This is a genomic window from Vibrio sp. V03_P4A6T147 (genome assembly GCF_002241085.1).
In the GTDB taxonomy this organism is placed as follows: Bacteria; Pseudomonadota; Gammaproteobacteria; order Enterobacterales; family Vibrionaceae; genus Vibrio; species Vibrio anguillarum.
Map to the genome: position 1 here is coordinate 1 of NZ_NDIO01000357.1, position 8,215 is coordinate 8,215.

The 8,215-nt window shown below is 44.9% G+C and carries 6 protein-coding genes; 4 read left to right on the top strand and 2 right to left on the bottom strand.

The window, feature by feature from the left end:
• Positions 1-202: 202 nt before the first annotated feature.
• The 4 genes from B9J84_RS13940 (at position 203) to B9J84_RS13955 (ending at position 5,044) form a co-directional block, all read left to right on the top strand.
• A complete protein-coding gene (locus B9J84_RS13940; protein ID WP_019283047.1) occupies positions 203-2,152 on the top strand; it encodes a PTS mannitol transporter subunit IICBA in 1,950 nt (649 codons plus the stop codon).
• A gap of 116 nt (positions 2,153-2,268) precedes the next feature.
• Positions 2,269-3,417: a mannitol-1-phosphate 5-dehydrogenase gene (locus tag B9J84_RS13945; RefSeq protein WP_094124388.1), complete on the top strand. Its 1,149-nt coding sequence runs from the start codon at positions 2,269-2,271 to the stop codon at positions 3,415-3,417.
• A 61-nt stretch (positions 3,418-3,478) separates the two neighbouring features.
• Positions 3,479-4,009, top strand: a complete 531-nt coding sequence (locus B9J84_RS13950; RefSeq protein WP_010319258.1) for an MltR family transcriptional regulator — start codon at positions 3,479-3,481, stop codon at positions 4,007-4,009.
• 105 nt (positions 4,010-4,114) lie between these two features.
• Positions 4,115-5,044 carry a Gfo/Idh/MocA family protein gene (locus B9J84_RS13955; protein ID WP_026027760.1) on the top strand — a complete coding sequence of 310 codons (930 nt, stop codon included), beginning with the start codon at positions 4,115-4,117 and terminating at the stop codon, positions 5,042-5,044.
• On the opposite strand, the gene nhaD is transcribed toward B9J84_RS13955, so the two are convergent.
• Both nhaD and B9J84_RS13965 read right to left on the bottom strand, forming a co-directional pair.
• Positions 5,041-6,489 (bottom strand): sodium:proton antiporter NhaD, encoded by a 1,449-nt coding sequence (nhaD, locus tag B9J84_RS13960; protein WP_088733080.1) that lies wholly within the window; start codon positions 6,487-6,489, stop codon positions 5,041-5,043. The two genes, B9J84_RS13955 and nhaD, sit on opposite strands and share 4 nt — an antisense overlap.
• Before the next feature lie 169 nt (positions 6,490-6,658).
• Complete coding sequence (locus tag B9J84_RS13965; protein ID WP_029189696.1) at positions 6,659-7,963, bottom strand: dicarboxylate/amino acid:cation symporter; 1,305 nt, start codon at positions 7,961-7,963, stop codon at positions 6,659-6,661.
• Between the last annotated feature and the right edge of the window lie 252 nt (positions 7,964-8,215).

Here is an 8,215-nt window from a genome sequence, read left to right on the forward strand (position 1 = left end):
AAATTTACATGTCAATTTAATGACCATGATCACGAAGAAATGATTTGTAAGCTAGGATTTATGAGGGGCTGATCACGAAAAACCCGTCGTCAGTTCCAGAATGAAATTGTGTGGTAAATTGATTGTGTACTAAGCAATCAACGGTTTTTCGCAGAACCGTTACAACAACAATATTCATCAGAACATCGAACGGGGAATCCACATGATATCACCAGATGCAAAGATCAAGATACAAAATTTTGGTCGCTTCTTATCTAACATGGTTATGCCAAACATTGGCGCGTTTATCGCGTGGGGCTTTATAACCGCACTATTTATCCCAACAGGTTGGCTACCGAATGAAACGTTAGCATCTATGGTTGGGCCGATGATTACTTACTTATTACCACTGCTGATTGGTTACACGGGTGGTAAATTGGTTGGTGGAGAACGTGGCGCTGTTGTCGGTGCCATCACCACAATGGGTGTGATTGTCGGAACAGATATCCCCATGTTCATGGGAGCCATGATGGTTGGCCCTATGGGTGGTTGGGCGATCAAAACCTTTGACCAACGTGTTGAAGGTAAAGTAAAAAGCGGTTTTGAGATGTTGGTAAACAACTTCTCGGCAGGTATTATTGGTATGCTTGGCGCAATCTTGGCGTTTTACCTTATTGGGCCATTTGTCAAAGTGCTCTCTGGTGGTTTAGCGGCAGGCGTAAACTTCCTAGTTTCAGCACACCTTTTACCACTCACCTCTATTTTTGTTGAACCCGCGAAGATCTTGTTCCTTAACAACGCGATTAACCACGGTATTTTCTCACCGTTAGGTATTCAACAAGCCAGTGAAATGGGGCAGTCAATCTTCTTCTTAATTGAAGCAAACCCTGGCCCTGGTCTCGGTATTTTGTTGGCTTACATGGTGTTTGGTAAAGGTACAGCACGTCAAACAGCTGGTGGCGCTTCCATCATTCACTTCTTCGGCGGCATCCATGAGATTTATTTCCCATACATACTGATGAATCCACGTCTGATTCTTGCAGCGATTGCTGGTGGTATGACAGGGGTGTTCATTTTGACTCTCTTCAATGCAGGTATTGTTTCTCCAGCGTCTCCTGGCTCTATCTTTGCAGTGTTACTGATGACACAGAAAGGATCGATTGTTGGCGTATTATGCTCAATATTTGGTGCGGCAGGTGTGTCCTTTACCGTTGCATCATTATTGATGAAAGCACAGAGCAGCACCGAGGAAGAAGGTGATGAAGCGGCGTTAGAAAAAGCCACATCACAAATGAAAGAGATGAAATCGAGCGCAAAGGGCAATGTGACGACGGCTTCTCAAAAAAGCAATATTGATTTAGCCAACGTGAAAAGCATTATTGTTGCTTGCGATGCGGGTATGGGTTCAAGCGCAATGGGCGCAAGCATGCTGCGTAAAAAAATCAAAGATGCGGGCTTAGCGATTCACGTCACTAACCTTGCCATCAATAGTTTGCCGGAGAACGCAGAAATCGTGATTACTCATAAAGACCTGACTGGCCGCGCACGCACACATGCACCCAGTGCACAGCATATTTCACTGAGCAACTTTTTAGACAGTGAAATGTACAACCAGCTTGTGACTAAGCTTTTGGCTGCTCAACGCCCTAAGGCGGCGAATGATAGCGATGTGGTTAAAGTATCCATCCTCGCTGCGAATGACGACAGCTTTGAAATTCAAAAACCGTCCGTTTTTCAAATCCAAAAAGAAAACATTCACTTAGGTTTGAATGCCGCTAATAAAGAAGAAGCCATTCGTTTCGCTGGCAATAAGTTAGTTGAGCTTGGCTATGCGGAGCCTGAGTATGTTGATGCCATGTTTGAACGTGAGAAAATGGTATCCACTTATCTTGGAGAATCGATTGCCGTTCCTCATGGCACCGTCGCCGCCAAAGACCGTGTGATTAAAACGGGTATTGTGATTTGCCAATATCCTGCTGGTGTGCAGTTTACGGACGACCAAGATGGCGTCGCGAAACTAGTTATCGGTATTGCCGCCAAAAATGATGAACATATTCAAGTTATTACCACCATTACCAACGCACTCGATGAGCCTGATGCTATCGAGAAGCTCACCTCAACCAGAGACGTGAGCGATATCTTGGCCATCCTATCGGGTAACCAAGCAGCGTAACGCTTTTGCTCCTGAGGCAAAACGAGGTCGGCTGTTCCCCTATACTGCTGACCTCACCTCAATTGAAGTATTAAGCGCTCTTTTCTCTTTTAGATAAGTTTTTGGTAGGTAAGATTATGAAAAATGCAGTACATTTTGGCGCGGGTAACATTGGTCGTGGTTTTATTGGTAAATTATTGGCCGATGCAGACATTGAAGTGACTTTTGCCGATGTAAATGAACCTTTGGTCGATCAATTGAGTCATCGTCAAGAATACAAAGTAAAGGTAGTGGGTTCTGAGTGCAAAATTGATACTGTCACTCATGTCACTGCGGTGAATTCAGCCAGTAATGATGTGATTGATCGCATTGTAAAAACGGATTTAGTTACTACAGCTGTCGGCCCTGCAGTGCTTGATATCATTGCGAAAACGATCGCCAAAGGCATCACCAAAAGATTTGAAGCGGGCAATGAACAGCCACTCAATGTGATCGCTTGTGAAAACATGGTGCGCGGTACAACACACCTGAAAGGCGAAGTGTATAAATATCTAGACCCATCGCTGCATGCTAAAACCGATGAGTTAATTGGTTTTGTCGATTCCGCGGTGGATCGCATTGTGCCACCTGTCGAAGCCGCGAACGATGACCCGTTGGCCGTGACGGTTGAAAGTTTCAGCGAATGGATTGTTGATGAACAGCAATTTAAAGGTGAGATCCCCAACATTGAAGGGATGGAAAAAACCAATAATCTGATGGCTTTTGTTGAGCGTAAACTCTTCACCTTAAATACTGGGCACTGCATTACCGCCTATTTGGGTTGTTTGAGTGGTCATAAGACGATTCGTGAAGCAATTGAAGATCCTGCAATTCGTCAGCAAGTGAAGCAAGCCATGCATGAAAGCGGTGAAGTACTCATTCGTCGTTACGGTTTTGACCCTGAATTGCACGCCGCTTATATCGAAAAAATATTGAGCCGCTTTGCCAACCCATATTTGGTGGATGAAGTGGATCGCGTTGGTCGTCAGCCAATACGAAAATTAGGCCCCAGTGATAGATTAATCAAGCCATTACTCGGTACAATCGAGTACGGTGTTGAAAACAAAACGCTATTGAAAGGGATTGCGGCGGCCCTTAAATATACCAACGACAGCGATCCTCAAGCAGTCGAGCTTCAAACATCATTGAACCAATATGGCGTATGTAAAACACTGGCCCATTACACAGGGTTAGATGAGCAGAGTGAGCAGGTTAAGCAAATTGAAGCGATCTACAAACAGCTTTAATCACATAAATACTTTGGAGGGCGCTAATGCCCTCCCTTTATAACAACAATTAGTACAGCGTATGGCAGATAGAATTAACGAAAGCGATATAATTGAACGACTGAATAGTGCCCATTCGGTGCGCGGATTCTTTATTACGACGGTTGAAGTGTTCAATGAGGCGATTGACGCATTAATGCAACGCATTTTTCGCAAAGATAACTTCGCTGTCCAATCAGTAGTTGGCCCTCTATTGCAAGATTCGGGACCACTCGGCAACTTGTCTGTCAGGCTAAAACTGCTGTTTGGTCTTGGGGTATTACCTGATGATGTTTACCACGATATTGAAGATATCATCAAACTGCGTAATCAACTCAACAGTGATGGTGCTGAATACGAGTTCACCGACCCGAAAATTTTGGTGCCGATAAAAAAGCTCCATTTGGTGGCCAAAATGGGCATGGTGCAGTTGGAAGTATTGGAACCGGATGGCGACATTGAACTGGATTTTTACCAGCTTCAACTTCAGCGTCAGCAACAAATCATCAAATCCGGGCTCTCATTAGCGATTGTTGAAATTTGCAATGAACTGAACAAAGAGAGCCCATTTTAGCCTCATCCCAGACAGGCAAGGATTGCCTTTTCACTGAGTTCTACACCTCCCTTTTTAATCTTCTTGTGTTAGCCTAACCTTCATCTAACGAAAAGAGATTTGATGATGAAAATTGGCATTATTGGTCTAGGTGATATCGCGCAAAAGGCGTATCTTCCGGTCATCACACAACGCCCAGATTTAGAATTGGTATTTTGTACTCGTAATCCAGCTCTTGTTACGCAACTAGCGCAGCGTTACCGCATTTCAGAGAATTGCACGGATTATCGAGAGCTACTTGGCTATAACGTTGATGCGGTTATGATCCATGCGGCGACCTCGGCTCACCCTCAAATCGCCCAATTTTTCCTTGAACACGGAATTCCAACCTTTGTTGATAAGCCGCTAGCCGACAGTGCAAGCGCCTGTGAAATGTTGTATGAGCTTGCAGAAAAGCATCGTCAACCCTTGTATGTAGGTTTTAATCGCCGACATATTCCGCTCTATAACCAACACCTAAATGCAGTGCAAACTGGTAATAGAAACGACTTACGTTCGCTTCGTTGGGAAAAGCACCGCTATGATCTGCCCGGTGATGTGCGCACCTTTATCTTTGATGATTTTATCCATCCGCTAGACAGCGTAAACGTGAATGCTAAAGCCACATTGGATGATGCTTATATTACCTACCAGCAGCATCAAGGTCAGTTATCCCGCTTGGATGTTCAATGGCAACACGGCGAAAGTTTGCTGCATGCCTCAATGAATCGCCAGTTCGGCATAACCGCTGAGCGAGTCAGCGCGAGCTTTGTGAATGAAGGTTTTGAGTTTGACTCGTTTACACAAGGAAAACGTTGGCATCAAGGGCAAGAGCAAGCCCTTAGTTTAAAAGATTGGACGCCAATGCTGACCAGTAAAGGCTTTAGCGCCATGATTGACGATTGGATTGGCGTGATAAACAGCGGAAAGCTGGCTTCAGAAGTGGTGGCACGTAACTTGGCCTCGCACCAGCTGGCAGAGGCGCTGTGTCATTATATTGCGAAGCAAATTCGTTAAAACAAAGCGTGATTGAGTAGTAAGTGGACACCAATACTTGCGGCGTAGCCTGTTGCAATAATCGGTGTCCATTTTAGATGGCCTACAAAGGTGTATTTGCCGTGTGCAGCGCCCATCAGAGCCACTCCAGCGGCTGAGCCAATCGAGAGTAAACTGCCGCCGACGCCCGCTGTTAATGTGACGAGCAACCAGTTTCCGGTGGACATATCGGGTTCCATCGTCAGTACTGCAAACATGACGGGAATGTTATCGACAATCGCCGAAAGAAAGCCAATCATCACGTTTGCCCATATGGGGTTCCATTGGCTATACATCACTTCCGAGATCAAGCCTAAATAACCCAGTAAGCTTAGCCCTCCTACGCACATGACCACCCCGTAGAAAAACAGTAGCGTATCCCATTCGGCGTGTGAAACTCGCTTAAAGACATCGAATGGCACCACAGAGCCAATACGTTTTAGGGCGGCCTCGTCATTATTTGCAATCGCAATTACGGTTTTTTTGGCCAGCGAAGTAGGTAAGGTTTTCCTGAGGAAGTAGCCAAAAAATTGTAAGTAAGCGAGCCCCATCATCATGCCTATCACGGGTGGAAAGCGCACCACAGCATGGAATGCTACGGCGGTAGCAATGGTTAACATGAAAAGTACGACAATACGGCGGGCTCCGCGTTTAAGCTCGACATGTTCATGCAGGGTGGTTGGCTTTTCCTTGGGCAGAAAAAATGACATCAGCAATGCAGGAACAAGGTAGTTGATCACAGAAGGGAGAAACAGAGAAAGGAACTGTGAAAATGGCACATGGCCCGCTTGCCAAACCATTAAGGTGGTGATGTCTCCAAAAGGGCTAAAAGCGCCTCCGGCGTTAGCCGCTACGACGATATTAATACAAGCAATGTTGATAAAACGTGGGTTGTTTCCTGCCACTTTTAGTACGACAGCGCACATCAACAGTGCGGTGGTTAGGTTATCGGCAATTGGCGAGATGAAAAATGCAAGTAGCCCCGTGATCCAAAAAAGAGCACGAAAATCAAAACCTTTTCCCACCATCCACGCTTGTAATGCATCAAATAATCGCCGCTCTTCCATTGCACTGATGTAGGTCATCGCGACTAACAGAAACAGCAATAATTCGGCGTATTCCAGCAAATTATGCTCTAGCGCATTTTTGGCAATCTCGGTTAATTCATACTGCTGATAAACATAACCAATCATGGCCCAAATTAAACCAGCTGCAAGTAACACAGGTTTAGACTTTCGTAGCTTAAGGTACTCCTCCATCATGACCAAAGTGTATGCCAGAGTAAAAATGACTAAAGAGGCATAACCAATCGTTGAGTGTGTTAGATCTAACGAATCGATATCGTTAGAGGAAGCGAGAGCGACTGAAGGAAAGAGTAAAGTGCAGAACAAAAGAAGCCATGTGCGTCGAGGTATCATTGTGTTCACTCCTAGAAAGTTAGGCTGATAAAATTCTAGATCTATTGAAGATAGTTCGGTGTGAGATAGCTCTGATCTACTTGATTTTTAATCTTATTCTTGACCTGTAAAGCGAATAAAGAAAAACCCTGTAGCAATAGCGACAGGGTTTGATTTTGATGAGTGGAAGTGAAGAAAGTTAGGCTTGAGCTTTTGCTAAATGGACTTCTTCTTCTTTCACGCCAGCTTGTGGATCATTAAAGCGAGCTTCGTCTAACGCGCCTTCTGTTTTCGCCACAATAAGAGTCACACAGCTATCACCAGTAATATTGACTGCGGTGCGGATCATATCTAATAAGCGGTCAACACCCATAATCAAAGCAATACCTTCTAGTGGCAAGCCGACTTGGTTTAGCACCATCGCTAGCATGACAAGACCAACACCCGGAACGCCTGCTGTACCAACAGAGGCTAGTGTTGCCGTGAGGATGACCATCACGTAGTCACCCATGGTTAGGTCGATATTGAACGCTTGGGCAATAAATGCTGTCGCAACGCCTTGCATGATCGCTGTGCCATCCATGTTAACGGTCGCACCTAGCGGAATGGTGAAAGAAGCTATCTTGTTATCAACCCCTAAGCGGTTTTTAGCCGTTTCCATGGTGACGGGTATAGTTGCATTGGAAGAGGCTGTAGAGAAAGCGAACATAATGGCATCTTCCATTTTACGGAAGAAGGTGATTGGACTTAAACCAGTAAAGCCTTTCAACATCAAACTATAGGTGACAAAACCGTGTAGCAGCAAGGTAACCGTCAGTACTACGAAGTATTCTGCGAGGTTCAAAATGGCACTTAAACCAAGGCTGGTGAACAATTTCGCCATCAGGAAAAATACGCCGTATGGAGCAAGGTTCATCAACAAGGCGACTAGTTTCATAATAACTTCGTTCAAGTCATTAAAAACGCCCGCAATACGCTCGCCCGGTTTACCCGCGGCACTGATGGCTATGCCAAATAGTACTGCAAAGACGATGACCTGCAGTGTTTTACCTTCTGCCATCGCGCTGATTGGGTTGGTCGGGAACATATCAATAAACACTTGGCCCAAAGAAGGGGCTTGCGCAGATTGGAATGAGCTTGCTGCGGTTAAATCGGCTCCGGACCCCGGTTGAAACACAGTGCCCATTGTCAGTGCCAGTGTGATGGCAATCGCAGTGGTTGCGATGTAAAAGGCTAGGGTTTTACCGCCCATGCGGCCAAGTGTGGTGAGATCTTTCAGTGAGCTCGTACCACAAACGAGAGAAACAAACACGAGGGGTACAACTAACATTTTTAAGCTGGCGATAAAGATTTTTCCGCCAACATCGAATAAGCCGTTAACGATATACGCGTCAACAAATCCGTTTTCAGCAAATAGGGCTCGAATGGCAAAGCCAGTCAAAATACCCGCTACCATACCTAAAATAACACGGCCGGTAAGCGACATCGGTTTTTTGGTATTCATTGTGAACACTCCTTTATTTTATGCACTTCGACATCATTTCAAAGCGTGCCGCAGGTTAGCAGGGCTGAGTGCAAATCAAAAAGTAAAATAATGTTAACGGTTAATTGCTGTGATCTTTATCACTTAAAACTGCCCATCTTTTACGTTTTAATAACCTATTTTTGGGTTTAAATTTTTATTTTTTATCATTTGGCAACACATGAGTCTTTTGCGTTAACAAATATCACTATTCTCATCTAATGGTAATTTGCT